Source organism: Kitasatospora sp. NPDC051914 (genome assembly GCF_040680995.1).
Lineage (GTDB): Bacteria > Actinomycetota > Actinomycetes > Streptomycetales > Streptomycetaceae > Kitasatospora.
On record NZ_JBFAXX010000042.1, the window covers coordinates 23,677 to 48,290 of the forward strand.

Sequence of the window (24,614 nt, forward strand, 5' to 3'; positions counted from 1 at the left end):
TTCGCCGGGTTGGTCCCGGGAACCGCGTATACGCCCCTCAACGGGTACGGGGCAGGAGGATCACGCCATACCCGGGGGCCGGCGGCGGTCGTACGGGCCCGGAAGACCGACCCGGCGGTTCGGCTGTGGTGTTTGCGGGCGGAGCGGGTGGTGCGGCGCACGGGTGAGGGTGCGGCGCGTCCTGCCCGGTCGGGCCTGGGATTGTTCATACGGCCGTGTCGGCGGGTCGGGCCCGGAGAGGTTCTGGCCCGCCGTCACGGCTGCCCGGATCCGCAGTCGTACGATCCTGTGCACAGCCGGCGGAAGGCACGGCTCGCGCCCTGATGGATTCAGTGCTCACGCCCAACCCGCCCGGCGGGCACGCCATCCCATCAGCAGACAGGCCTCCCGGCCGACCAGCAGAGGCACGGTCTCGCACCAGAACTCGTGATGGCTCCGCCCGCAGAGTGCTCACCTACTGGCGGCTGCTGACCGCAGTCTCTCCTACAGCCGGTTGAGTCCCGTCAGGGCTACCGGGGCACGTTGAGCGGGCCGGAGGTTGTGGGCACGGCTTCGGGCGTGCCTCGCACCGACCCGTTGCACGCCGAGCAGCACACCTCACTCGCCCGGATCTCGGCGAGGAGGGGGTAGCGGATCTGTCCGCACACCGCGTGCAGAGCCTTCCGGCCCTGGTGGACACCCGGGTGGTCGGCGAGCGGCTCCCACCCGGTCTGGACGAGGTCCGCGGTCGCCCTGTCTGTCTGCTCGGCCACGTACCGCGCGCTCAGCGCCGCCTTCGATCGTCCCCGTGCGAAGTGCTTTTGGTGGGCCGGTGCCGGTGGCCGCGCGGGCGGTGGCGGTCGATGGGCCCGTGTCTGCGCCGAATCCTGAGGGCGAGGAGGACGAGACCGGTCGCGGCCGCCAGGGCGGCCGCGACCGAAGCGAGCGTCCCCCAGGCCGTACCGCCCGCCCGGGCGGCCGTGCTGTCGGCGGACCCCGCCGGGGTCGAAGGGTCGGCCCGGCCCGGGGCCCCGTTCGTGGAGCTTGCCGACGGGGAGGCGGATTCGGTGGCCGCCGTCGTGGCCGTCAGCTCGATGTGACCGGCCCTGCGGGCGACCGAGAAGGCCGCTCCTCCCACGCTGAGGGTGTCGCCGGAGAGCGCGGCGTCCTGCGAGCCCACGGTGAAGCTCTGGACCCCGCCGGGCAGAATGATCTTCGCGCCCGTGACGACCTCCAGCTTGCGCAGCGTCGTCGATTTCGCCGCACCGAGGTCGAGGACCGCGGACGCACCGGTGAGGGCGACCCCGCTGGACGAGGCGAGCGAGGCACCGGCCACCGCGAGCGTCCCCTTGGCCACGGTGGTGGCGCCGGTGTAGGAGGCGGCGGTCAGCGTCGTCGTCGCGGTGCCGTTCTGCGTGACCGATCCGGAGCCGGAGACCGCCGGGAGGGTGACGGGCGTCCGGACGTTCTGAATGATCAGCGAGCCCTCGTCGTTGATCGCGTCGAGAGCGCCCTTCGTGTAGAGACTCCCGTCCGCTCCTGCCGTCCCGGATCCGAAGCGCAGCGTGGCACCCCGCTGGATGGTGGTGGAGCCGTCGTAGAACTGCGCGGCGGCGAAGGTGACGTCGTTCCCGGGAGTGTCGGCGATGACGATGTCGCCCGCCCCTGGGGCCGCGAGGGTGTCGTGGTACATCCCCCCGCCGATGGGCAGGCCGAGGGTGACCGGGCCGTTGTAGTCGAAGGTCAGCCGGGAGCGCTGCGACCTGGCGTGCAGGTTGATGTACGCCGTCTCGGCCGTGCCCGGCATGAAGATCTGGTGCGTGGTGCCGTCCCCCCACCGGACGTCGGCGCCCTCGATGTTGGTTCCGCGCTTGTTCAGCTTGTGATGGACCGTCACCAGGTTGAGCTTGCCGTCGCTCAGCGCCGGCGAGGCCGTGCCGGTGTTGTCGCTGTAGCTGTAGGTGCCCGTCAGGACCACCTTGCTGCCGGGCCGGGAGTGCACGTTGACGTCGTTGCCGTACTCGCGGCTGTAGAAGTTCTGGCGCTGGACGACCGTCCGGTTCAGCGGGGTGTCGATGATCCACGAGCCGCGGTTGAGGACGGCCTTGGCGTTCGGCAGGTCGGCCGCGCAGGTGGTGCTGCCGTAGTTGGCGCCGGTACCGATGTCGAACACCCCGGAGAAGGGACTGCTTCCGCACAGCTGGAGCGTGCCCCACATGTTGCGGGGCTGGAAGATCGTCCCGGAGCCGCTGATGGTGCCCAGGTTGAACAGCCGCGTGAGCGACAGGTTGAGCGTGCCGTCGACCCGGATGTTGTCCTGGTTCTGTTGGTAGCCGGGCGAGTTGTAGGGGAAGGCGCCGATCAGGCCGGTGGTTCCGCCGTTGCCGTACTGCAGGGTGGCGCCGGCGTCGACGGTGATCGCAGGCCGGTCGGGGTTGTTGACGACCACATAGGGGTGGTTCCCGCCGGGGATGCTGACGGACTGGCCCTGCTGGGAGCCGGGCAGGGTGAAGGTGCTGTCCTTGGTGAGGATCAAGGTGCCCGTGCCGGAGACCCGCAAGGACCCCCGCCCGCTGATCACCCCCGAGTAGGTGTGCGACCCGGGCGGTACGTTCACGACGGCGTTTCCGCCGAGGACCACGTCGCTGTTGGCGAGGATCGACGAGGTGATGTCACCGTCGGCCGCCACGGCGCCGGCCGGCGCCAGGGCCACGGGCACGGTCGTCGCCGCCACGATCGCGGACGCCAGCAGTGCATGCCATGAACGTTTCATCGGGGTGCTTCCTGGGTGCGGGCGGAGAAAGAAGGCGGTGCCGGCGCGCTCCTCGGAGGCGCCGGCACCCGGTCGGGTCAGCTGGTCACGCGGAAGGTGGCGTCACCGCGTCCCGTCGCGGTGGTGATCGGGTCGAGCTTCAACTCGTACGCGTAGTGCCGGATGTAGCGGTCCGGGTAGTTGTAGGACTGGAACGACGACCAGGTGGAGTCGGCGAGTCCGGCGACCTGGCGGAAGGTCGCGTCCTGGGCGAACTGGCTGCTGCCGTCGTTGTAGGCCAGCCGGAAGTCGAAGTTGGAGTGCCGCAGGAAGTACCCGGGGAAGTTCACCGACTCGAAGGAGACGGTGCCGGAGCCCGCCAGGCCGGTCCGCAGCCGGAACCGGGAGTCGTCGGCGGGGCTGACGCTCGGGTCGATGCGCACGTCGAAGTCGGTGTGCCGCACGTACCGGTCCTGGAAGTTGAACGACTGGAGCCGCTGGGCGGGGGTGCTGGGCCAGCGGGCGAGCACGCGGCTCTCCTCGGCGGCCGTCGGGTTGAGGATCCAGCCGTGGCGCTTCTTCGTGCCGCCCATGTTGTAGTCGCTCGACGCCTGCCGCTGGTAGACGGCCGGGTTGGACGGGTCGGCGGTCAGGACGGGCATGTAGCCGCCGCCGCTGGCGTACTGGTCGAGGTAGAGGGCCCACTTGTTGGTGCCGTTGAACTTCATCCACATCGGACCCTCGACCTGGGAGCCGGTGAGGCCGATGCCGGAGAGGTTGCCGAGGTTGGTCCACGTCCCGAGGATCGAGTTGCTGCCCTCGAGGGTGATCTGTCCGTCACCGGAGGCCCGCACGTAGCGGAAGTTGCCGACGCCCGACGGCACCTCGATGATCTGGGTGTCGATGACGTTCTGGGTACCGGGGCGGTCGATGTACACCTGCGGGGTGGTGATGGTACGGAAGTCCGAGGTGCGGGCGGCGTAGATGCGGTGCTTCAGCACGCCGTTGAGGGTCGCGTTGGTCGCCCAGTACAGGACGTAGTCGTTGGTCGCCGGGTCCCAGATCGCCTCGGGCGCCCAGGCGTTGCGGCCGTCGGGGATCGCGCCGGCGACGTTGAGCAGCCGCGGCTGCGACCAGGTGACCAGATCGCCGGACTCCCACACCACCAGGTTGCGGCTGGCGTTGTTCACGGCCTGGTCCCAGTTCTGCCCACAGCCGATGCACAGGTCGGTCGCGATGATCCAGTACCGGCTCCCGTCGGGAGAGCGCACCAGTGCGGGGTCGCGCACGCCCTGCGTGCCGACCGTGGAGCGCAGGACCATCCCGCCGCCGTTGAGGTCGTTCCAGTGCACGCCGTCCGTGCTGTGCGAGAGGTACATCTGCTGACCGGCCGCCCCGTCCCCGGTGAAGTGCACCATCAGGTAGCCGGGACCGGCGGCCGCGGCCCGTTGGGGGACGGCCGAGGCCAGGCCGGTGAAGAGCAGGCAGACGGCGAGCACTGTCGCCGACAGCCGTGCGCGAAGCGCGGACATGGACGTCTCCTGTCGATCTGCAGTGCCACCGGGTGGGTGGGTCGGGCAACGGTGCGGGCTGAACCGGAGGTGGCGTCGCCGTTTCGTTCTTGAAAGAGTGTTAACGCTAACAATTCAGTGGGCAAGAAGTCGGGTTGGCCGTTACCCAATCTTGACCGGTCGCGCACAAGTCTTCTGAATCCGTTGGTTCGGGCCCGAGTTGACGGCCGGTCGGCCGACCGGGCTCAGGTCGCCTGGCCGGCGGTTCGGATGGGCCGGGTCAGGAAGAGGGCCGCGGTCCAGTGCCTGATCCGCCTCGTCGAGGAGGCCGGCGAACGACTGGAACACATGGGGTACGTCGGCGGTGATGTCCAGGGCGACGTCCACACCGGCAGTTCTGGCGCGGGCGGCCATGCGGGAGCACTTCGTTGGTGCCCGCCTGGAGATCGTGAGCTCCCCGGTCCAGGTCACGTCGGTGCCGCTGCCCTCGGGCGTCTCCCTGACGCCGAGTTCGGCCCATTCGCGAACCACATGTCCGCGCTTCTCCAACTGGCAGAACCCCGGCTGCCCGGGCCAGGATCGTGTCGCCGGCCGGCCCGAGCCGTTGAACAACGGAGACCTCGGTGAACGGCACGCGATCATCGTGCCAGGGCCAGTCGGTCAGGTACTCCCAGCATGCCGTCGGAGCAAGTGGCGACGGGCGAGTCGGCCACCTCGCCGAGCAGGTTGCGGTGGTGCGGCCGGTCGATGTGCCCGCGGAGCATTCGATACCCCACAGCCCGACCGAGCCGGACGCTGTACGGCCGCTGTGTGGCCTCCGTTTCGTGCGCCGCGTGAGCACGGCCGGCCCGTGGCGCCATCCGCAGGCGCCTCGGCTACGAAGCAGTAGGGTCACGGCCGCATGTGCGACAGACGGAGGCAGCGGAGGAACCCGGATGACCGGTGTGCAGCTCACCACCGCCCCTCGACCGGACGGCCGACGGGCGTACTGCGGTGGTCCACCGCAGAAGGACGCGGCCCGGTGCTGTTTCGTGCGTGGCGGGCCGACGGGGGCGGCTGACAAGGCGGGGCGTAGGGGATGACTCCCGCCCGTATGCACGGTTCGGGGCCGGAGGATCTGGTGGAACAGATCCTCCGGGCGGTGGCCGCCGGGGACGGCTTCATGGTGGATGTGCTCCTGGCGGTGCTGGAGGTCGTCGCCGACGAGGCCCTCCTCCAGAGGCTGGCCGAGGCGATGGGACGCATCGGCCGGCCGCCCCACCTCGCCCGGAGCAGGGCCACGTGCGCTGGCCGGCCGGTCTTCACCGGCACGAGGCCGCGCCCCGGCGGGCCCGGCACACGTCCCGCGTCGGACCGTCGGCCGTGACGCGGGAGGCGCACACCATGCCGCCGGTGGCGTGGTCCTTCGTGACCACCCGCCCTCGGGGAAACGTCCCGGGCCGGCGCGATGGCGCCGTTCGACGGCGCACTCATCGGCCCGGGCTGGGACGGTGGGTGGACCATCCGCGGACAACGGCTGAGGCGCGGCGGGGTTCGTGGACGCCGACCGCGGTCCGTCGGCGGGACCGAGCCGGAACGATCAGCGGTGCCGTGGACAACGGATCAGACCGGTGACGACTCCGACCGCCCACCGGCGACACCTCACCAGCCGTCCCCCCCCCCGCCCGGGCGCCCGCGGCCGCTCCTGCTGCGCGGCCGGGCCGATCCCGTTGCCGCAGCGTGATTCCGGGCGGCGGGAGCTGCCGGCCCGTTGAGGCGGTCGGTCGCTGATTCACCGCCGGGGTGCGGAGCCGCTCTCACCTCGATCGACACCTGCACGGACCGCGACGGCGGCCCGCACCCGATCCTCGAGACCCTGACCTGTGACCGCTGCTCCTGCCGTCCGGAATCACGCTGCGCGCATGACACGGCCGGGAGCGGCGAGCAAGCCGGTCCCGGCCGGTGACCCGCAGCAGGGCCGTCCGCAACCGGCCTACCCGAACGCGGTGGTCGCGGGCTTCTCGTGGTTCGCCAGGGCCAGGCCGAGGGCGAAGAACGTCGGCGCCCACTCGCCGATGAAGATGCCCCAGCGGTCGGCCCGTTCCACGCCGGCCTGTTCCGCCTTCATCGAGACGCCCCAGCTGAGCAGCGACAGGCCGATCGACGCGAATGCGGCCGTGTAGGCGTGCTCGCTGGTCAGGCCGGCCTCGTGAAGCTTCCGAATGACAGACATGATCTGCTCCTCGTCGCGAAGTCCTTGCCTCCCACCATCGGCGGCTCTTCCACCGGCCCGTACTCGCAGCGGTCCTGCACCGAGTCGCAGCGATGCCTCCGTGCCCGGCGGATCCGCGTCCCCGGTGAGCGGGCGGGACGGCCCGCAACGCCCGGACCGGCACAAGGAGGAGCACTGGGCGTCAGACGACTTCCGTGTACGCCCGGGCCAGCACCCCGGCCATGGCATCGACCGAGTAGCCGCGTCCAACGGTCCGTCGGGCGCGCGCGGCCACGGCGTCCAGTTCCGGCTGCGGTGTGGCGCACACCGACAGCAAGCCGGCGCCCAGAGCGGCGCTCGAACCGGTGTCCAGGAGGAAGCCGTTGACACCGTGCCTGATGTAGTGCGGCACTCCGCCGCGTTCCGGCCCGGCCGCGGCGAGACCGGCGTCCATGGCCTCCAGTACGGCCAGGCCGAATTCCTCCTTGGCGCTCGGGCACACGTACACGGCCGAGCCGACCCGGCCGTCCGCGAGTGCCCGCTCCAGGACGCGCACCTGCCGGTTGGGCAGTGCGGGCCACAGCGCGACCCGCCGCCGGCCGAGCGGTTGTCCGGCGAGGAGCTTGGCGACGGCGGCGCGCACACCGGCCTCCACGGCCGTGGCGCGGCCCGGTGACCCGCCGACGAGCAGGAGCGTCGTCGACCGGTACAGCCCGGTGTCCAACCATGCCTCCACGAGCCGGTCCTGCTGCTTGACGGGGTGCAGGCGCCCCACGCACAGCAGCAGCCGCAGATCCCGGTCTTCGGGGTCGAGCCCGTCCGGCCGGCCGCCGCCGGCGAACAGCCGGGCCGTCATCGCGTCCGCCAGCTCGGTGTCGCCGGGCCGGGGAACGAAGGGCGGGATCCCTTCCGGCACCTCCACGCGGCGGACCTGCGTGCCGCCGGAGAGCTGCGGGAAGTGCGTGGCGAGGTCGCCCGTGCCGGCCCGCGCGGGGATGGTCACCAGAAGACCGGCACGGGCGACCAGCCGGTCCGCGACGAAGACGCGGTGCAGGTCGGCGCGGAGCGCCCGGGCCGCCTCCGTCTCCGCACGGACCGGAAGGCCCGCGTGACGCTCGGCCATCGTGCGGTGCGGATCGGGCGTCACGGTGAACACCGGACGGGCGCCGCAGCGACGGGCGGCGTCGGCGACCGCCAGCGAGCCGTCGTCCGCGAACCGCACGTGGACGATCCGCGGCCTCGCACCCGGCAGGGCGAGCAGGCGCGCAGCCCACCACGAGACCGCGGGCCGGTGCGCCGCCATGGCCGCCGGGTCGGGCGGCCCGTCGCCGTCCACCGGGATCCCGACCTGCCAGTGCCCGGTGCCGAGGGGCGACACCAGACCGGCGGACCGGTCGCGCAGGACCGGCCGACCGACGGCGACCAGGGTCAGCACCCGCGAGATGCGGCCGGTGGCCGCGAGCGCGTCACCCAGCGCCGAGAGCAGCACGCTCATCCCGCCGCTCATTCCCACGCCGGGCTCGTCCAGACCGCCGAGCAGCATGGACTGGGCCACCACCGGCCCGCCCGAGGGTGCCGTCGGAAGTCGGCGGACCGCATCGCGGAAGGCGGCGGCCTGCGGCGCCGAAGGATCCCGCCGGTGCCAGGACGCCGACCACAACAGGTCCTCGTAGACGTCCCCGTTACGGGGCGGCACCGCGGCCAGGACGGCGGCGCCGCGCGGGACGCCAGACAGGTACCGCAGCGCGGCGTGCCGCACCCGCCTGTCACCGGCCGTCCACCGCGCGACCTCGCCGGCCCGGAGCGGCTGCAGCCCGTGCGCCTCCGCCAGGTCGAGGAGGAACGCCGCCTCCTCGTACGGCGGCAGGGCGAGCAGGCGCGTCCGCAACTCCCGGGTCCTGGCATGCACTCGACCGGGTGGAGCAACTCGCCGAGCCACCGGACCTCACGGAAGCACTCGACCGGCGGCCCGGCGCCACTGGGACGCCTTCCCGCCGTCCACCCGGCCCTCTGCTGCCGGGTCAGCGTGGGCGGCGGGCGGGAGCGAGTTGGTCGAAGCAGTAGTAGAGGGCGAGGAGTGCGTGGGTGGCGAGCATGGCGACTGGGCTGAGGTAGGCCAGGCCGACGGTGGCGAGATAGCACAGGCCGCCGATGCTGAAGCGGCGCATCGCGGCGCGCAGCGCCTCGGGCGGGACGGGTTCGTGGAGCAGGCGGGCGTCGCGGGTGAAGGCGAGGAAGAGCAGGGAGAAGGCGATGCCCATGGCGACCATGGTGGCGGCGTAGATCGCGGCCGCGGTGTGTGCGTCGCTGTTGTCGGCGGTGAGGTAGGTGGCGAGCAGCCGGGTGGGGAAGGGAATGACCGACACGGTCAGCAGCAGGAGGAGGTTGACGAACAGGGTGCGCCGGTCGACCCGGCGGGCGAGCGCGCACATGGCGTGGTGGTTGATCCAGATGATGCCGATGACGAGGAAGCTGACCAGGTAGGCGAAGTAGGCGGGCCACTGGTGGGCGAGGGCGGCGATCAGGGACTCGTCGTGGAGGGTGTCGGGTTCGGGCACGTTCAGGTCCAGGACCAGGAGCGTGATGGCGATGGCGAAGACGCCGTCGCTGAACGCTTCGAGGCGGTTGGTGCTGAAGTACGCTGCGTGCGCCGTGCCGTCGGTCGCGGACGGGTCTTCGCTGGTCATGGGGTCTCCGAAGCGGGTTCGGCCGGGGCGAGGACGATGTCGAGGGGCTGCTCCGCGCGCAGCAGCCGCAGGTTCACGGGGCCGGTGCGGGTGGGGGCCAGGTCTTCCCACGTGCGCACTTCGACGGTGTCGCGGTGGGTGAGCAGGTCGCCGGGCCGGATCCCGGCGCGTGCGGCCGGGCCGTCGGGGGCGACGGCGGCGACGAGGAGGCCGCTGCGGTCGCTCAGGCCGACGGCGGTGCGGCGTCGGCGGGCGACGCGGGCGGGTTCGAGGGTCATGCCCCACACGTGGGGGGCGCGGGGCCCGGTGTGTTCGAAGGAGGCAAGGAGTTTGCGCAGCAGTGCGGCGAGCCGGGCCTGCTCGTCCGGGGTGAGGGCGGACAGCAGGAGGTCCTCGCTCGCCAGGTGCAGGGGGGCGATGCGGTCGAACAGCTCCAGACCCTTGCCGGTCAGGCGGACGGTGTGGCTGCGCCTGTCGTCCGGGTCCGGTTCGCGGATCACGATGCCGCGCTGTTCGAGGCGGGCCAGGCGCACGCTCACGGTCCCGGAAGTCAGGCCCAGGGCGTCCATGAGCCGCGCTTGGCCGAGTCGGTAGGGGGTGCCGGTGCGGCGCAGGTTGACGAGGACCTGGAAGTCGGCCGGGGTGAGGTCGAACCCGGCGAAGACCTGGGCCAGGGCGGTGTCCAGATGGGTCCGCACACGGGCCAGTCGGGTGATCACCCCCACCGGCGCCACCTGCAGGTCGGGGCGCTCCTGCCGCCACTGCTCGAGGACGACGTCGACGCTGTCCCGGAATTCGCCGCCTCTTTCCGCCATGGCTCCAGATTAGGGGAATTCTTCCGTCGGGCCGATTGCTTGGACTCAAGCAAGACGATTGCGGAGACCCGCTCCGTCCGGAGGTTCTCGCCATGTCCGACACCGAGGCCGACGTCGCCACCACCTCGCCCGACCACCACATGCGGGTGGACTCCCGCACCGACCTGCCGCGCGAAGTCCTGATCGTCGTGGCCAACCCGACCGTCAGCAGCAACAACAATTGGCCCGTGGGCTTCTGGGGCGCCGAACTCACCCACCCGTACTACGAGCTGACCGAGGCCGGTTTCCGGGTCACCATCGCCTCCCCGGCCGGCGGGAAAGTGGAGATGGACGCCCTGTCCGACCCCCGCGACCCCTCGAAGTGGGCCGCCGAGGACCTGATCACCATGGGCTTCGTCCACACCCCCGAACTCGCCGCTCTCCTGGAGGACACGCCCGCCCTGGGCGCCCTCGCCCCGGACCGCTACGAAGCCCTGCTGATCGCGGGCGGGCAGTCCCCGATGTTCACCTTCCGCGACGACAAGACCCTGCACCGGGCCGTCCGCGCCTTCTGGGAGGCCGAAAAGGTCGTCGCCGCCTACTGCCACGGCGTCGCCGCCCTGGTCGACTGCGACCTGGCCGACGGCGCCCCCCTCGTCGCCGGCCGCACCGTCACCGGCTTCTCCAACATCGAGGAGGACTACGGCGACCGGGCCGCAGGCGTCCGGATCATGCCCTGGCGCGTCGAGGACGCCCTGCGCGAACGCGGCGCCAACTACATCAGCGCCGGCCTGTTCAAGGCCTTCGCCGTCCGCGACGGCCGCCTGATCACCGGCCAGCAGCAGTACTCCGGCCGGAAGGTCGCCCAGGCGGTCATCGCCGCCATCGGCGCCTGACCCGCACCCGAAGGAGAACACCCGTGAACGTCGCGGTCATCGGAACCGGGTTCATCGGCGGCACCCTAGGCCGGGCCTTCGCCCGCGCCGGCCACCCCACCGTCCTCGGTTCCCGCACCCCCGAAACCGACGCCGCCGCACAGGACAGCGGCGCCGCCACCACCACTGTCGCCGACGCCGTCGCCCACGCCGACACCGTCGTCCTCGCCGTCCCCACCACCGCCGTCGAGGAACTCCTCACCGCCCACGGCGACGCCCTCGCCGGCAAACTCGTCGTCGACGCCGCCAACAACATCACCGGCCCCGTCGCCCACCACGCCGACCTCGTCGCCCGCCACGCCCCGAAGGCCCGCTATGCCCGTGCCTTCAACACCCTCGGCGGCGAGAACCTCGCCGACCCCGACTTCAACGGCACACCCGCCGACATGTTCTACTCCGCCCCCGAATCCGACCGGGCCGTGCTCGACGCCCTCATCACCGCCGTCGGCCTGCGCCCGCAGTACCTCGGCGAAGGGCAACAGGACACCGTCGACGGCGTCCTGCGCCTGTGGTTCGCCCTCGCCGTCGGCCAGGGCCGCGGCCGGCACCTCGCCTTCCACACCCTCGAACGCTGACGAGGGCCGCGGGTGCGTTTGTCGCCCGCCTGACGGCTTCGCGCCCGCCGGCCCGTTCGAGGGCGGCGGGCGCACTGCTGTCGGCGCGCGTTTCGGTGCAGAGGGAGGAGGGAGTGATCGACGCGGTGGGCGGGACGTCCCGCATCGGGGCCGGTGGGAGCCGGGCGGTCGTCGCTCCCGAAGGGTCCGCGGCCCCGACCCGTCCGGTCGGCCGGAGACGGCCGCCCCGGTACCGGGGCTGCGTCCGGGGCGGCTCAGAAGGTCAAGGCCTGTTCCATCAGGTCGAGCGCGCTCGCGAGGTCGCGCGGGCGGGCCGCACCCGCTGGGGGGCGGGCGCGGCTCCAGCCCGGACCCGCCGCCAGCACCAGCGCCCGGCTGCGCGAGCCGGCGGCACCCCACACGCTCTGCCCGATCCGCTGCACCAGGGCATGGTCGGCGGTGTGCCGGTCCTGGGACCAGAGCATGACGGCGCCCGGTCCGGTCCGGTGCACCGCGTCGAGCAGCGCCCGCGGCGGGACGGCCGCGCCCAGCATCCGGAAGGGCAGGGCGCGTTCGGCCAGCCCCGCCGCGACGGCGTCCAGCGGGAGGGTGTGCAGCTCGGTCGGCATCGCGGCCAGGACGACGGGCAGTACCGGTCTGGCGGTGGGCCGTACGGCCGCGTCGCGCAGAACCGCGGAGACGTGCCACGACAGCAGGTGCTCCACCTCGACGTACTGCTCTCCCGATGCGGCCCATTTGCGTCCGGCCGCGCGCAGCGCGGGCATCATGATTTCCGTCCAGGCGCCGACGACTCCGAGGGCGTCCATCGATTCGCGCAGGATCCTGGCCACTTCGGGCGCGTCGAGACGGACGGCGGCCCGGGCGAGCCCGCGGCACTCGGGCCGGACCGCGCCGACCCGGAGGGCACGGCTGCCACCCGGGCGGCGATCGTCGCCGGTGTCGGCCCGGCTCGGCCCGTCAGCGGGAGGCGGGGCGTCCCGCCGCTCGGGCCCGTCCTTGCTCAGGACTGCCCGGGCGGCTTCGCCCGGAGGTACACCGCGTGCCGTCAGACGGCACATGGCCTCGAGGACGGCGACGTCGTGGGGACTCCAGCGTCGGTGATGCCCCGGCTCGCGGTTCGAAGGGCCGATGCCGTAGCGGCGTTCCCACGAGCGGACCGTGGTGGGCGACACGCCCAGGTGCCTGGCGACACTTCCGGTGGGCATCCCGGCATCGACGGGCATGGACGGTCGGACCGGTCCGGACCGGTCGGATTCGCGGTCGGGCGGCTCGTCCGCGTGCACGGAGGTCACCATCGCGCGATCCGTTCCACGGAGCCCGGCGGGCTCGCCACCACGGTGGAGCCCGGCAGGGCGCACCGGCCGTACGGCGTCGGAGTCGGGCCGGTCGGCTCGCGGTCGGACGCGCTGACGCGAGTCGAGGCTCTGTACGGGGTCGTTCCGGTGGCCGGTGTGAAGGCCGGAGGACCGCTGTGCGGGAGCGTCGGAGCCAAGGCGTTCTTCCGTGTTCCGTCGTCATGTTCCGTATGGGCGGTGCCTCTTCGGGCGGTGCCACCGCTCCGGGAAGCGTAGATCGTGGGGCCCGGTTGCCCCGCGGTCGCACCGGTACGTCGCGGCCGCGCCTTCATGCCGCTCACCCCGCACCGCCGTCGAACGCGGCCCTCAGCCGGATGAGGCCGTCCCGGATACGGGTCTTGACCGTACCCAGGGGCAGCGAGAGGGCCTCCGAGATCTCGCGCTGTGAGTAACCGCCGTAGTAGGCCAGCACCACTGATTCCCGCTGGACGGCACTCAGGCCGGCCAAGGCGGTCCGCACCCGCTCGCTGTCCAGGGCCAGTTCGACCGTCCCCTCGACCGAGTCCCAACCCGGCGGCACCGCCCGTTCGGCGATGGCCCGCAGGTCGCGATCGGCAGCCGCCTGCACCGCCCTGACGCGGTCCACGGCACGCCGGTGCGCGATGGTGAGTACCCAGGTCATCACTGAACCGCGCTCGCGCCGGTACGCGGCGGCGGTCCGCCACACCTCGAGCAGCACCTCCTGCGTCACCTCCTCGGCGTGTGCGGGATTGCGCAGGACGCGCAGCGAAATGCCGTGCACCGGGCCCGCCAGTGCGGTGTACAACGACGCGAAGGCCGCCTCGCTGCCGGATGCGACGGCCGACACCAGGTCGCACAGGTCCTCGGCGTTCCCAGGAGCCGATCGGCGGGAGGACGTCGTCGGAGGTCGGGGCGTTGCAAGCGCTGTCACGCATTCAAGCTGCAATGATTTGACACCTGGGCCCACTCGCATTGATACCGCACCGTTTCGGCAAGGTGTTTCCACGTCGAGGCGATCTGCGACTCCTGGGGTCGTGGCCTCGCATGCACGCGCCTTGCAGGGGCTGTCCGCGAGCTGCCGATGTGCGATTCCGTCCCGACGCGATCGCGTGCGTGCAGCGGCAGGGCTCCGTCCCTGCCCGGTCCCGAGTGAGGTTCGTGACGGCCTGCCCGGGTGCCGCCGGCCCTTCGGGAGGCCGGTCGGCGGGACCTGGGTACCGCCTCGATCCGGCATCTCGACTCGCTGCTGGAGCAGCACCTGTACCCGGCGTTCCGTAGCCGGCGGATGGGTACTTTCGATCACAAGGTGGTCGACGCGTTCGTCCAGAGCATGGAACGCAACGGGGTCGGCCTCGCGACGCAGGCCAACGCCTTCGACAAGCTGAAGGCGATCCTGCTCGACGCGCACCGCCTCGGCCTGTACGACGAGAACCCCTTCGACGGGGTCAAGCCGCCGCAGTACGACCCGAAGCGGGCCGTCATCCCGTCCCCGGCCCAGCTCCGGACTCTCAACACGGCCGGCGACCACGCCTTCCGGCTGGTGGGTCGACCTCATGAGCGGCTGCGGCCTGCGCAACGGCGAAGCGTACGCCGTCAACGTCAACAACATCGTCGCCGACGACGTCTACCGCGTCACCGAGCAGGTCAACCGGACCACCAAGCACTACGCGCCGCTCAAGCATCGGGCCGCCGGTGACTACCGGGACGTCCCGCACCCGGCACGCCATCGAGTGGTACGCCGACACGTACGGCACTGTGGACGGCTACCTCCTGCGCCACCCGCAGGACATCACGAGGCCGTTCCTGGACTACTGCGTCAACAACCGGTGGCAGCGCATCAAGCGCGCGAACGCGGCCGACAGTCCCGAGGGGATGGTCCTCTACGGTTGCCGGCACTTCTTCGCCTCGAACTGCCTCGCCCGCAACCTCCCCATCACGGACGTCGCCGAATGGATGGGCCACCGAAGCGTCGACGTCACCTTCAAGACCTACCGCCACCTCATGCCGGGCTCCATAGGCCACGCCGCACAGGAGATCGACCTCGGTCTCGCCGCCTGACGACGGAAGCCCTGTCCGGCAGTCGCCTGTCGGACAGGGCGTACCCTGCTTCATCCCGAGGAGCGCTGCTGCTTGATCCAGGCCTGCACCTCGACGACCTTGAACTGTGGCTTCGCGTTTCGGCCTCGCCCGAACCTGTACGGGACAAGCCCCACTCGAGCGGCTTCCCGGTACACCCACGGCACCGACATGTTCAGATACTCCGCAGTCTGCTTGGCATCCATGAACTGTGACGACACAACGCCTCCGGGCGGGTACAGGTGGCTTGCCACTCGATTTCGCCGGAAACGGTCTCCCACGCCTCGGAGTTTGGACGAGCCGGAATCTCCTGGTAGCCGGATTGCGGCATGTCAGGCAACGATGTGAGTCCTTCGGGGCCCACCGGCCCTGTCTCAGTGCCGGCCCCGCGAACACCGACAGCCCTCCAGGGGCACCGCGGCCAGGGATATTTCGAGCCTGTGCCTCTGACGAGCCGCCGGCTGACACCACGGCCCACACGATCCCCGACAGAGCCGAGCTAACGCGAAGTGCTGTGAACCGGGTCGATGCCCAGGGCGCGGTCCGCGGCTGCCTCCGCCTCGTGGCGTGCCAGGCGGAAGCACATGAAGACGACGAAGCCCGCGAAGACGAACCATTCCAGCGTGTAGCCGAGGCTCTGGAACGCCCGCAGGTTCAGGCCGCTGCCGCTCCGGGGCCGAAGGGATGCCACGGACACAAGGCCGTTCGGCGCGGTGTCCGCTGCGACCCAGCCGTCGTACACGTCGTACGGAAGGATGTTCACCAGCGTGGCCGGGGCGATCGTGCCCAGTTGGCCCGGGGGCAGGCCGCCGGCGATGGCGCCGTTCATGCCGCTGTTCTCGGACGGATGGAGGCGCCCGGTGACGGTCACGTGTCCACTCGGCGGGGCAGGCGGCCGGGCATGGGTCGCCGGGCCTGCCGCCCAGCCCCGGACGACGGTCACGGCCCGTCCGTCTGTGGTGCGGAGGGGGGTGAGGACGTAGAAGCCCTTCACGCCTTCCACGGTGCGGTTGGGTACGAGCAGTTGGTTCGCGGCGTCGTACGTGCCGCTGGCCGTGACCGCACGCCCGGCCGTGTCGGTGCCCACCCACGGTTGCCGTGGCGTGAGGAGCTGATCGAGCGGGACCGCCGGGGCGGCTGGAAGGGGCGCTGCGTGCTGGGCTGCGGCCTTCTCCTTGAAGCGGCCGAGCTGCCACGAGCCGAGCCAGAGGCAGACGGCGATGGCCGCCAGCGCGAGGATGGTGCCGGCCAGCCAGCGAGGGGTGAGGAGGAAGCGGTACAAGGATGTCACCGTGGCCGTTCGTCGTGCGCCGACCGCGCCGGGGTCGCCCGGTCTGCCGGGCTGGTGTGCGTGAGCGCGGCGGCCGGGCCGTTTTCAGGGAGTCGGGGGCCGGAGGGCGGAGGCGAGGGTGGCGTCGAGGGCTTCGAGGGCTTCCTCGGAGGTGAACTGACCGGCTTCGACCTGGTCGCCGGCGGCCTGGACCAGGGCGTAGACGGTGCCGACGAGCCAGTGGGAGGGGAGGTCATCCCGGAATGCTCCTTCCTGCCGCCCCCGGGTGATGAGGCGTTCCATCGTCGACAGGATGCCGACGTGGTGGTCGTGGACCGCTTCCGCAGGCAAGGCCCTGCGGGCGGCGTGCAGCATGCGCAGGTTGCGGTCGAGCAGTTGCCAGGAGGATCGGATGAGGGTCCGGAGCCTCTCGTCGGCGGGGCCCTCGTCGAGGTCGGTGGCGTTCAGCACGGTGGCGACGTCGGCCAGGGCACGCTCCATCAGCTCGCTGAGAAGCGCCTCCCGGGAGGAGAAGTGGCCGTACAGGGTGACTCGGCCGATCCCGGCTGCTGCGGCGATCTCGGTCATGCTGGCGTTGGGGTTCCTGCCGAAGCACGTGGTGGCTGCGGCGAGGATCGCACTGATGTTGCGCTCGGCATCGGCCCGACGGGGGTGGTGGGCGGAGCTGCCCCGCCGGGCCTTTGCGGCGCCGTTCTGCTGTTCGGAGTCCATGAACGGAGTCTAGGGATCGTCGGCAGTCGGTCTCAGTGGACGTGCACGCCCTCGGGGAGGTCGGGCTTCCCCCGGGGGATCACGGCCAGGGCGATGACCGACGCCACTGCCGCGGCGATGGCCAGGGTGGTGTAGGCGGCGGGGAAACCGGCCGCCGAGTGCCGGGCGATGCCGGTGGCGGCGACGGTCGAGACGACGGCCACCCCGACGGCGCCGCCGACCTCGTGGAAGGTGTTCACCACCCCGGAGGCGATGCCTGCCTCCTGGTGGGAGACGAAGCCCAGCGCCGTGGTGGTCGCGGACACGAAGACCGGGATGATGCCCACCGCTCCGACGGCCAGGCCGACGATGGTGCCGCCAGTGCTGTTGGACGTGGCCAGCACGAGGCTGCCGCATCCCGAGACGACCAGGCCTCCGGCCGCGACGAGCCGGGTGCCGGCGTGGGCGATGAGGTGTCCGGCGAGGTGGGCGCCGATCGCCGTGGCGACGGCGACAGGAAGAAGGAGTGCTCCGGTGGCCAGGGCGGAGAGCTCCTGCACGCCCTGGAGGTACAGCGAACCGAGGAAGACGAATCCGAGCAGCAGGCCCGTGGCGATCAGCATCAGGAACGACCCTGCGGCGACCGGGCGCTTGGCGAGGATGCGCAGGTCCATGAGAGGCGCGGAGGTCTTGCTTTCGACGACGGTGAAGGCGGCGTAGAGGACGGCGGAGCTGATCAGGGGCACCAGCGTGGACGTCGAACTCCAGCCCGCGTCACCGGCCTTGATAAGGCCGTAGATGAGGGACCCGGTGGCGGCCGTGACCAGGACGGCGCCGGGCAGGTCGATCCGGCGGCCGCCGTGCGAGGCCGACGCGGGAAGCAGCCGGGGGAGGGCAATGAGGATGCCCAGGCCCACCGGGACGTTGATGAAGAACACCCAGCTCCAGCCGGGGCCTGCGGTGAGCACGCCGCCGAGCATCGCTCCGACCGCGAAGCCGATGCCGCCGAGCATGGCCCAGATGCCCAGCGCCTTGTTCCGCTCCGGACCGTGGAACGTGCGGGTGATGGTGGCGAGCGCGGCCGGTGACAGCAGCGCCGCGCCGATGCCCTGGGCGAGCCGGCCGCCGATCAGGACGGGGGCGTTCCCGGCCAGGCCGGTCACCAGCGAGGCGGTCGTGAAGAGGACGAGGCCCGTGATCAGGAGGCGCCGTGCGCCGAAGGCGTCGGCCAGGCGGCCGCCGAGGAGCATCAGCCCGCCGAAGCAGAGCGTGTAGGCCGTGACGGCCCAGGTGAGGGTTTCGCGGGTCAGTTGAAGATCGGCCCCGATGCTGGGAAGCGCCACGTTGATCACGGTGACGTCCACGATCAGCATGAACTGGGAGAGGCACAGCAGCGTGAGCAGTGTCCACCGTCGTGGGTCGGCGGTCGGCTCGGGATGGGTGCCGGTGGCGGCATGCGTGGCGTGCGCCATGGGAGAAGTCTCCTATCTCGTACAGATGTGTACGGGATAGGGATACCGCAAAACAGCTAAGTTGAACAGTCGTGTATGAGTTACTCTCCTTCCGGAGAGTCCGCCCTGAGGGCGTTCGGGCAGGTCGAAGCGCCCGTCGGCTGCGAAGTCAAGCCTTGACCCTAAGCTGCCTAGTAGTTAAGTTGGACAACGTGTTCGACTTGATGTGCAGTCAGTCATGCCTGCGTATCTGAGGCGACCGCAGATTGCCTTTCTCGCAGAGCCCTTGAGGACTCTCCGTTGTCCGGGCGCACTCCCGGCCCGGGCCCGAGCAGAGTGCCGTCGCGATCGCGGTGGCGCCCCTCATGAAGGAGCTTCGTGAACGTCATTGCTCAACTGGCTGTGGCCAGAAGGGGCCTGATCCTGGCTCTGACCGTGTTCGTCGCCTCGCTGGCGGCGTTCTACGGCGCAGGTGTGCAGGAACACCTGGCCAACGGCGGCTTTCAGGACCCGTCGTCGGAGTCGATGCAGGTCGACGACGCGCTGGCCGGCGACTTCGCCACAGGAGCGCCCAACCTCGTGGTGATCGTCTCCGGGAGGGGCGGCCGGACCTTGGAGGCCCCCGAGGTCGCCGAAGCCGCCGATGGGCTGGTCGGCCGGATCCGTACCTTCGACGGGGTGGTCTCGGCGGACTCCTACTGGACGGCAGGCAGGCCTGCATCGCTGCGTTCCAAGGACGGTTCCAGCGGCCTGCTGCTCGTCCGGCTCGGCGGGAACGAGGGCACCTACCAGGCCACCGCGAAGCGGGTCGTCCCGCAGATCCACGACGACCGGCTGGAGCTGCGGTTCACCGGAATCGCGCAGACCTATGTCGAGGTCGAGCGGGTGTCGGCGGACGACCTGCTGCGGGCCGAGTTGATCGTCGCCCCGATCACACTGGTCCTCCTGGTGCTCGTCTTCGGCAGCCTCGCTGCCGCTCTGGTGCCGCTGGCGGTCGGCGGGATCTCCGTGGTCACCACCACTGCGGTTCTCCGGCTGCTCACGGAGGCCACCTCGGTCTCCGTCTTCGCGCTCAACGTCACCACCGCCCTGGGCCTGGGCCTCGCCATCGACTACAGCCTCTTTGTGATCAGCAGGTTCCGGGACGAGCTGGCCGCCGACCCGGACGTCGGCGCGGCGGTGCGGACGACGGTCCGAACCGCCGGAATGACCGTCCTGTTCTCGGGCGTCACCGTGGCCCTCTCGCTCTCGGCGCTCCTGGTCTTCCCCATGTACTTCTTCCGCTCGATCGCCTACGGGGGCATCGCGGTCGTGCTCGTGGCGGCCCTGGTCTCGGTCGTCGCACTGCCGGCACTGCTGGCCCTCCTCGGCCACCGGGTGAACCGTCTTGACGTGTTCGGACGGTTCCGGCGCCGTACGCCGAGCGGATTCTGGCAGCGCCTCGCGCTGGGGGTGATGCGGCGTCCGATTCCGGTCATGACCGTGATCAGCGCTCTCCTGCTGCTGCTGGGCAGCCCGTTCCTGTCGGCGTCGTTCAGTCTCGCCGACGACCGGGTCCTGCCCGCATCCTCCCCGGCCCGCCAGGCCGCGCAGTACCTCAGGGAGAACTTCGACGTCGGGGAGACCAACCCCATTCCCGTCGTCGTCCCCGGTGTGACCGGTGCCGGAGCCCTGCAGACCCTGCCGCCGTACGCGATGAAGCTCTCGACGCTCGAGGGAATCCGGCGGGTGGACACCCTCACCGGCTCCTACGCCGACGGCCGGCTGGTCGCACCGCCGGCAGCTGCCTCCGGCCGGTTCACCGGCGAAGCGGGGAGTTGGCTGTCGCTCGTGTCATCGGTGGAACCCTATTCACCCGAAGGCCGCGAGCTCGTGGCGGCCGTCCGTGCCACGGGCGGGGCGCCTGCGGCGGTGAAGGTCGGCGGGCAGGCTGCTCAGCTGGTCGACACCACACACGCCACCGGCGGAAGGCTGCCCGCGGCGCTGCTCATCATCGCGGTGGCGACAGCCGTTCTGCTCTTCCTCTTCACCGGCAGCGTCCTCATCCCGGTGAAGGCGATCGTGCTGAACCTGCTCAGCCTCACAGCCACGTTCGGATCCATGGTGTACGTGTTCCAGGACGGTCACCTTAAATGGCTTGTGGGTGATTTCGTGACGACTGGCATGATTGATGCGACGATGCCGGTCCTCATGTTCTGCATTGCCTTCGGACTGTCCATGGACTACGAGGTGTTCCTGCTTTCCAGGATCCGAGAGGAATACGTTCGCAGCGGCGACAACACGTATTCGGTTGCGCTCGGTCTCGAGAAGACCGGGCGGGTCATGAGTGCGGGAGCGCTGCTGATCGGAACCGTGTTTATCACGTTCGCGTCATCCGGGCTCACCTTGCTCAAACTGCTCGGTGTGGGCCTGGCCCTGGCCGTCGTGGTCGACGCAACGCTGGTGCGGGGCCTGCTCGTACCTGCATTCATGCGGCTGGCGGGGAGGGCAAACTGGTGGGCGCCCCCCCTGTTGAGGCGACTGCACGACCGATTCGGTCTGAGTGAGCACTCGGAGGGCCGGCCGGGGGTGTCCGTCGCGCCGGCTGCATCCGACCGGAGTGTCGAGATGGCGAACCCGCTAAATTAACGGCAGTCGAAATGGTTTGACGCCGACCTGACTGACTTATAGTGTCGCGGTCGATGTCGAATCGAGGCTGTCGTGTCCGCCTGGAATCGAACTGGGGAGATTTCGAAAGTGTCAGAACGGGGAGATTTCGAAATGCTGAACGACCTTTTGAGAATCCAGGCGGGCGGGATCGAGCTGCGCCTCCCGGACGTTCGGTCCGCACCTGAACTGCCACTGGCTCCGTACGGGGGCGAGGAGTCGGCCCCCGTCGGGCGCACCACCCGCCGAGGGGCGGTCGACCGGAAGGTCTGGACGGCCGTCCGGCAGGAAGCGCAGCGCCGAGGGATCTCCCCGGTGGCCGTGCTCGTCACCGCCTACGCCGACGTGCTGAGCCTGTGGTCCAAGCAGGCCGACTTCACCCTCGACCTGGCTGCCCCCGGCCGGGAAGCGGCACTCGACCTCGCCGTCGACAACCTCCCCGGTCGTTCCTTCGCGGCCCGCGCCGAGCAGCTTCACCAGCAGCTCGCGCGGGCCGCCGAAGGCCGGCAGGAGACACGGCAGTCGGCCCGATGTCGTCTCAACCATCACATCGCGGAAGAAGAAGGCGGGCTTGCCCTCGTCTGGGACGTCCAGGAGACGGAGTTCCCGGACGGTCTGACCGGCGATCTGGTCGCGGCCTGCCTCGCAGTCCTCCACCGCCTCGCGAACGACATCGGCGCCTGGGACCTCGAGAAGCGCCTCACCGACCTGCCGAACTGGCAGCGTGAGGAACGGGAGAGCGCCAACAGCACTGCCGCCGATCTGCCCGTCACCACCCTCTGCCAACTCGTCGAGACCCGCGCCGCCGAACGTCCGGACGCCGTCGCGGTGATCGCAGAGGACGGACGGCTCACCTACCTCGAGACCGTGACCGCAGCCCGCCGCCTGGCCCGTCGGCTGATCGCGCTCGGAGCGACCCCCGGCAGCCTCGTCGGCGTCGTCGTGGACAGGGGCCTCGCCCAGGTGCCCGCCCTGCTCGGTGTGACCCTCTCCGGAGCCGCCTACCTGCCGGTCGATCCGCAATGGCCCACCGCACGGCGCGCGCAGATCCTGGCACAGGGCGGTGTCCACACCGTCGTCACCACCTCCCGGCTGCGGGACGGGGAAGCCTGGCCCGCCGGCATCCGGCTGGTGACCCTGGACGACGCCGATGTGCACGAGGAGAGCGCCGAACCGCTTCCCACCGGTCCTGCTCCCGAGGACCTCGCCTACGTCATCTTCACCTCCGGCTCCACGGGCCAGCCGAAGGGGGTGATGATCGACCACCGAGGCGCCGCCAACACCGTCCAGGACATCAACCAGCGTTTCCGCATCGGGCCGGACGACCGCGTGCTCGCGCTCTCCTCCCTGAGCTTCGACCTCTCGGTCTACGACGTCTTCGGCACCCTGGCCGCCGGTGCCACCGTGATCACGCCCACCCCCAACCGGGCCCACGATCCCGAACACTGGTCCGCCCTCGTGTCGGACCACGGCGTGACCGTCTGGAACTCCGTCCCCGCCCTGATGCGCCTGTGGCTGGACGCTCCCGCCATCGCCCCCGCACCCTCGCTGCGGGTGGTCATGCTCAGCGGCGACTGGATACCCGTCACGCTGCCGGACGCGATCCGATCGACCCACCCGAACGCACAGGTGATCAGCCTCGGCGGTGCCACCGAAGCCTCCATCTGGTCGGTCGCCTACCCCATCGCCGACGTCCCGCCGCACTGGAGCCGCATCCCCTACGGCAAGCCGCTCGCGAACCAGACCCTCCACGTCCTCGACCACCGGCTCGAGCCGCGCCCGGTCTGGAGCACGGGGGAGATCTACATCGGCGGCGTCGGCGTGGCGAAGGGCTACTGGGCCGACCCCACCCGGACGGCCGAGCGGTTCATCGTGCACCCCGTCTCGGGTGAGTACCTCTACCGGACCGGCGACCTCGGCCGCTACCTCCCCGGCGGCGACATCGAGTTCCTCGGCCGGGAGGACACCCAGGTCAAGCTCAACGGCTTCCGCATCGAACTCGACGAAATCGCCGCCGTGCTGCGCCGCCAGCCCGGCGTGGGCGAGGCGATCCTCACCGTCGGCACCAACCCCACGACGGGCCGGGGACAACTCGTCGCGCACGTCCTTCCCGACGAGCAGGCGGCGGCAGCACCGGTCACGGACACCGCCTCCGTCTGGGCCGAGACCCTCGAATCCGGCGCGCGTGAACTCCGGCAGGCCGCCGGCGATCTCGCCCCCGCCATCACGACCTTCCGTGACCTCTGGCACCGGCTCGAGGCCCTCGCCCCGTCCGTCATGGCCCGCAGCCTCGCCCGACTCGGTGCCCTGGAAGCCGAGGGTGACACCACCACCGCGGACGAGATCGTCGACCGGTGCGGTGTCCGACCCCTGTACCGCGGGCTCCTCGCCCAGTGGATGTCCGTCCTGGCCGCCGAAGGACTGCTGAGCGCCACCGGACGCCCGGGGGAGTACCGCGCCGAGCGGGACCTGGACGCGAACGCGCTCGACGGTTCGATCAAGGCAGCGCTGTCCGCCTTCACGGTGACCGGCTCGGACCGCGTCCTCCTGGACTACTTCACCGAATGCATCGATCAGCAGATCGCCCTGCTCCGGGGAGAGATCCGCCCGCTCCAGCTCCTCCTGCCCGATGGCGACTGGAGGGTGACCCGGGCCCTGTACGCGAGCAACCCGGCCGCCGAGCTGCAGAACCGGACCGCCGCCTCGGTGGTGCGCTCCTACGTGGAACAGTTCCCCGCAGACCGCCAGGTCCGGATCCTCGAACTGGGTGCCGGCACCGGAGCGACGTGCGACCGCATCCTGCCGGCCCTGCCCGCCGAACGGGTCCGCTACCACTTCACCGACATATCGACCGCCTTCACCACCCTTGCGAAGGAGCGCTACCAGGACGCCTACCCCTTCGTCAGCTACGGCCTGTTCAACATCGACGCCGACCCGGCCACGCAGGGCCTGGCACCCGGCTCTGCCGACGTCATCATCGGGGCCAACGTCCTCCACGACGCCAAGGACCTCGGTGGAACCCTGGAGATGGTCCGAGGGCTCCTCGCCCCCGGGGGCGTCCTGGTGCTCATCGAAGGCACCGTCAACTCCCCGCTCAACATGATCAGCTTTGCCTTCCTCGAAGGCTTCGGGAACTACCAGGACCAGCGTGAGGCCACCCTGCTGTCGGTCCCGCAGTGGCAGGAGCAGCTGGAGCGAGCCGGATTCACCCGCTTCGCCTCCGTCCCGGACGGCGGGCCGGCGGTCGACGCCCTGGTGCAGCACGTCCTGGTGGCCGGAGCCCCTTCCGGAGCGGAGTCCCTCGACCCCGCGGCCCTGAACAAGGCGCTGGCAGCGCTGCTGCCCGACTACATGGTTCCCCACCACTACCTGGTCCTGGACGCGCTGCCGCTCAGCGCCAACGGCAAGGTCGACCGCTCGGCACTGCCCATGCCCTGGCGCGAGCCGGAGCCGACGGAGTGGACGACCCCGCGAACGGCACTGGAACAGCGGCTCTTCGACATCTGGGCCGAGGCGCTGGGACGCGATGATTTCGGCATCGAGGACAACTTCTTCGACCTCGGCGGCGACTCGTTGCACGCGGTGCGCATCATCGCCAAGCTCCGCACCGAGCTAGGCATCCAGCAGGCCGGCGACGAGGCCGTCGACATGCTCTTCCAGGCCCCGACCATTGCGGAGCTCGCCGCGGCGCTCGAGGCCCAGCCGGAGGCCGGACGGTGA

The 24,614-nt window shown here is 70.9% G+C and carries 20 protein-coding genes; 7 read left to right on the forward strand and 13 right to left on the reverse strand.

Annotated elements, in window-relative coordinates:
* Nucleotides 1-763: 763 nt before the first annotated feature.
* From AB0M03_RS25690 to AB0M03_RS25700, 3 genes are all read right to left on the reverse strand, one after another.
* A complete protein-coding gene (locus AB0M03_RS25690) occupies nucleotides 764-2,752 on the reverse strand; it encodes an autotransporter-associated beta strand repeat-containing protein (RefSeq protein WP_363494731.1) in 1,989 nt (662 codons plus the stop codon).
* Between the two features lie 77 nt (nucleotides 2,753-2,829).
* A complete protein-coding gene (locus AB0M03_RS25695) occupies nucleotides 2,830-4,263 on the reverse strand; it encodes a glycoside hydrolase family 43 protein (protein WP_363494733.1) in 1,434 nt (477 codons plus the stop codon).
* 141 nt (nucleotides 4,264-4,404) lie between these two features.
* Nucleotides 4,405-4,791, reverse strand: a complete 387-nt coding sequence (locus tag AB0M03_RS25700; protein WP_363494735.1) for a hypothetical protein — start codon at nucleotides 4,789-4,791, stop codon at nucleotides 4,405-4,407.
* A gap of 571 nt (nucleotides 4,792-5,362) precedes the next feature.
* On the opposite strand from AB0M03_RS25700, the gene AB0M03_RS25705 reads away from it, so the two are divergent.
* A complete protein-coding gene (locus AB0M03_RS25705; protein WP_363494737.1) occupies nucleotides 5,363-5,608 on the forward strand; it encodes a hypothetical protein in 246 nt (81 codons plus the stop codon).
* A gap of 606 nt (nucleotides 5,609-6,214) precedes the next feature.
* On the opposite strand, the gene AB0M03_RS25710 is transcribed toward AB0M03_RS25705, so the two are convergent.
* The 4 genes from AB0M03_RS25710 to AB0M03_RS25725 form a co-directional block, all read right to left on the reverse strand.
* Entirely contained in the window at nucleotides 6,215-6,454 is a 240-nt protein-coding gene (locus AB0M03_RS25710) for a hypothetical protein (protein ID WP_363494739.1), read from the reverse strand.
* Nucleotides 6,455-6,635: 181 nt separating this feature from the next.
* On the reverse strand, nucleotides 6,636-8,321 hold the full coding sequence (locus AB0M03_RS25715) for a glycosyltransferase family 4 protein (protein ID WP_363494741.1): 1,686 nt from the start codon (nucleotides 8,319-8,321) through the stop codon (nucleotides 6,636-6,638).
* Nucleotides 8,322-8,454: 133 nt separating this feature from the next.
* The gene (locus AB0M03_RS25720; protein WP_363494743.1) at nucleotides 8,455-9,120 is read right to left on the reverse strand and encodes a TMEM175 family protein; all 666 of its coding nucleotides are present in this window, start codon (nucleotides 9,118-9,120) and stop codon (nucleotides 8,455-8,457) included.
* Entirely contained in the window at nucleotides 9,117-9,935 is an 819-nt protein-coding gene (locus AB0M03_RS25725; protein ID WP_363494745.1) for a MarR family transcriptional regulator, read from the reverse strand. The genes AB0M03_RS25720 and AB0M03_RS25725 overlap by 4 nt, the downstream gene beginning before the upstream one ends.
* Before the next feature lie 92 nt (nucleotides 9,936-10,027).
* Here AB0M03_RS25725 and AB0M03_RS25730 point away from each other — a divergent pair, with 92 nt between their 5' ends.
* Nucleotides 10,028-10,810 carry a type 1 glutamine amidotransferase domain-containing protein gene (locus AB0M03_RS25730; protein ID WP_363494747.1) on the forward strand — a complete coding sequence of 261 codons (783 nt, stop codon included), beginning with the start codon at nucleotides 10,028-10,030 and terminating at the stop codon, nucleotides 10,808-10,810.
* Nucleotides 10,811-10,833: 23 nt separating this feature from the next.
* Entirely contained in the window at nucleotides 10,834-11,424 is a 591-nt protein-coding gene (locus AB0M03_RS25735; protein WP_363494749.1) for an NAD(P)-binding domain-containing protein, read from the forward strand.
* Between the two features lie 254 nt (nucleotides 11,425-11,678).
* Here the strand turns inward: AB0M03_RS25735 and AB0M03_RS25740 are convergent, their stop codons facing one another.
* Both AB0M03_RS25740 and sigK read right to left on the reverse strand, forming a co-directional pair.
* The gene (locus AB0M03_RS25740) at nucleotides 11,679-12,719 is read right to left on the reverse strand and encodes a MerR family transcriptional regulator (RefSeq protein ID WP_363494751.1); all 1,041 of its coding nucleotides are present in this window, start codon (nucleotides 12,717-12,719) and stop codon (nucleotides 11,679-11,681) included.
* Nucleotides 12,720-13,056: 337 nt separating this feature from the next.
* Nucleotides 13,057-13,671 carry an ECF RNA polymerase sigma factor SigK gene (gene sigK / locus AB0M03_RS25745; RefSeq protein WP_363494753.1) on the reverse strand — a complete coding sequence of 205 codons (615 nt, stop codon included), beginning with the start codon at nucleotides 13,669-13,671 and terminating at the stop codon, nucleotides 13,057-13,059.
* 243 nt (nucleotides 13,672-13,914) lie between these two features.
* Here sigK and AB0M03_RS25750 point away from each other — a divergent pair, with 243 nt between their 5' ends.
* A complete protein-coding gene (locus AB0M03_RS25750) occupies nucleotides 13,915-14,436 on the forward strand; it encodes a hypothetical protein (RefSeq protein WP_363494755.1) in 522 nt (173 codons plus the stop codon).
* A complete protein-coding gene (locus tag AB0M03_RS25755) occupies nucleotides 14,433-14,798 on the forward strand; it encodes a hypothetical protein (RefSeq protein ID WP_363494757.1) in 366 nt (121 codons plus the stop codon). The genes AB0M03_RS25750 and AB0M03_RS25755 overlap by 4 nt, the downstream gene beginning before the upstream one ends.
* A 50-nt stretch (nucleotides 14,799-14,848) precedes the next feature.
* On the opposite strand, the gene AB0M03_RS25760 is transcribed toward AB0M03_RS25755, so the two are convergent.
* The 4 genes from AB0M03_RS25760 to AB0M03_RS25775 form a co-directional block, all read right to left on the reverse strand.
* Nucleotides 14,849-15,022: a helix-turn-helix domain-containing protein gene (locus AB0M03_RS25760; RefSeq protein ID WP_363494759.1), complete on the reverse strand. Its 174-nt coding sequence runs from the start codon at nucleotides 15,020-15,022 to the stop codon at nucleotides 14,849-14,851.
* A 293-nt stretch (nucleotides 15,023-15,315) separates the two neighbouring features.
* Nucleotides 15,316-16,107: an SURF1 family protein gene (locus AB0M03_RS25765; RefSeq protein ID WP_363494761.1), complete on the reverse strand. Its 792-nt coding sequence runs from the start codon at nucleotides 16,105-16,107 to the stop codon at nucleotides 15,316-15,318.
* A gap of 84 nt (nucleotides 16,108-16,191) precedes the next feature.
* A complete protein-coding gene (locus AB0M03_RS25770; RefSeq protein WP_363494763.1) occupies nucleotides 16,192-16,818 on the reverse strand; it encodes a TetR/AcrR family transcriptional regulator in 627 nt (208 codons plus the stop codon).
* Between the two features lie 32 nt (nucleotides 16,819-16,850).
* Nucleotides 16,851-18,269 carry an MFS transporter gene (locus AB0M03_RS25775; protein WP_363494765.1) on the reverse strand — a complete coding sequence of 473 codons (1,419 nt, stop codon included), beginning with the start codon at nucleotides 18,267-18,269 and terminating at the stop codon, nucleotides 16,851-16,853.
* Between the two features lie 357 nt (nucleotides 18,270-18,626).
* On the opposite strand from AB0M03_RS25775, the gene AB0M03_RS25780 reads away from it, so the two are divergent.
* Nucleotides 18,627-20,876, forward strand: a complete 2,250-nt coding sequence (locus tag AB0M03_RS25780; protein WP_363494767.1) for an MMPL family transporter — start codon at nucleotides 18,627-18,629, stop codon at nucleotides 20,874-20,876.
* 132 nt (nucleotides 20,877-21,008) lie between these two features.
* Nucleotides 21,009-24,614 (forward strand): amino acid adenylation domain-containing protein, encoded by a 3,606-nt coding sequence (locus AB0M03_RS25785; protein WP_363494769.1) that lies wholly within the window; start codon nucleotides 21,009-21,011, stop codon nucleotides 24,612-24,614.

Coding starts and splice junctions, on each gene's coding strand:
- AB0M03_RS25785 (WP_363494769.1), top strand. CDS start 21,009: ATGCTGAACGACCTTTTGAGAATCCAGGCGGGCGGGATCGAGCTGCGC.
- AB0M03_RS25760 (WP_363494759.1), bottom strand. CDS start 15,022: ATGGATGCCAAGCAGACTGCGGAGTATCTGAACATGTCGGTGCCGTGG.
- AB0M03_RS25690 (WP_363494731.1), bottom strand. CDS start 2,752: ATGAAACGTTCATGGCATGCACTGCTGGCGTCCGCGATCGTGGCGGCG.
- AB0M03_RS25770 (WP_363494763.1), bottom strand. CDS start 16,818: ATGGACTCCGAACAGCAGAACGGCGCCGCAAAGGCCCGGCGGGGCAGC.
- AB0M03_RS25720 (WP_363494743.1), bottom strand. CDS start 9,120: ATGACCAGCGAAGACCCGTCCGCGACCGACGGCACGGCGCACGCAGCG.
- AB0M03_RS25730 (WP_363494747.1), top strand. CDS start 10,028: ATGTCCGACACCGAGGCCGACGTCGCCACCACCTCGCCCGACCACCAC.
- AB0M03_RS25740 (WP_363494751.1), bottom strand. CDS start 12,719: ATGGTGACCTCCGTGCACGCGGACGAGCCGCCCGACCGCGAATCCGAC.
- AB0M03_RS25695 (WP_363494733.1), bottom strand. CDS start 4,263: ATGTCCGCGCTTCGCGCACGGCTGTCGGCGACAGTGCTCGCCGTCTGC.
- AB0M03_RS25725 (WP_363494745.1), bottom strand. CDS start 9,935: ATGGCGGAAAGAGGCGGCGAATTCCGGGACAGCGTCGACGTCGTCCTC.
- AB0M03_RS25710 (WP_363494739.1), bottom strand. CDS start 6,454: ATGTCTGTCATTCGGAAGCTTCACGAGGCCGGCCTGACCAGCGAGCAC.
- AB0M03_RS25775 (WP_363494765.1), bottom strand. CDS start 18,269: ATGGCGCACGCCACGCATGCCGCCACCGGCACCCATCCCGAGCCGACC.